General features: G+C 48.2%; 1 protein-coding gene. It reads left to right on the top strand.

Annotated features, from left to right (window positions below; genetic code table 11):
• Positions 1–150 precede the first annotated feature (150 nt).
• On the top strand, positions 151–684 hold the full coding sequence (locus HMPREF2614_RS11410) for an SDR family NAD(P)-dependent oxidoreductase (RefSeq protein ID WP_070560586.1): 534 nt from the start codon (positions 151–153) through the stop codon (positions 682–684).
• Positions 685–699: the final 15 nt, after the last annotated feature.

Here is a 699-nt window from a genome sequence, read left to right as displayed (position 1 = left end):
GCCCACTTTTGTTTTACCCACAAGTAAACAACATAAACTAACGTAAGTGTTTTTACGCTGTATCTTTTTGTCGGTATGTTTATTTCCATACAGCACTCTTGGTCGGCGCCGTTTTAATTGCCTGAACCAGTCAGCTGTATCTTGGAAATCATGCGTGTGGGAATCGTGACTGGAGCATCTCGGGGCATAGGTGCCGTCTTCGCCGATAGGCTCGGGCAGCTACGTCCAGACCTAGATGAAATCTGGTGTATCTCTCGTAGCTACAACGATGATCCTTCCAGCGAGGCCGCTGAACACTCTAGGACCCAAGGTCCACGTCTTCGATATCTTCGTCTAGACCAGTCCGATGATGATTTTGGCGATAAGCTCCGGAATCGTGTTGAGCGCCATCACGCGACGATAGTTTATTTAATCCTCAATGCCGCGTACGCGAATTATGGCGATGTTAATACCCAGGACTTTTCGCGGGCTGATCAAATGATACAGACGAATATTCGCGGAACGGTCGCAGCGGTTTACTCTCTAAACGATCTATTCGAAGAGAATGGCCACATTATTCTGGTTTCGTCGATCTCTGCTCTAGCACCAACTCCAGGGCTCGCAGTGTACACAGCATCGAAGGCGTTTATTCGGCATTGGGGTATCAGCCTTAGGGATGAATTAAAGCGGCTCTTCCGTTTTTAGAGTGCGTTGATCTTC

This window comes from Corynebacterium sp. HMSC074C11, from assembly GCF_001809455.1.
In the GTDB taxonomy this organism is placed as follows: Bacteria; Actinomycetota; Actinomycetes; order Mycobacteriales; family Mycobacteriaceae; genus Corynebacterium; species Corynebacterium amycolatum.
Note: the sequence above shows the minus strand (reverse complement) of the source record. Positions and strands in the feature narration are given on the sequence as shown.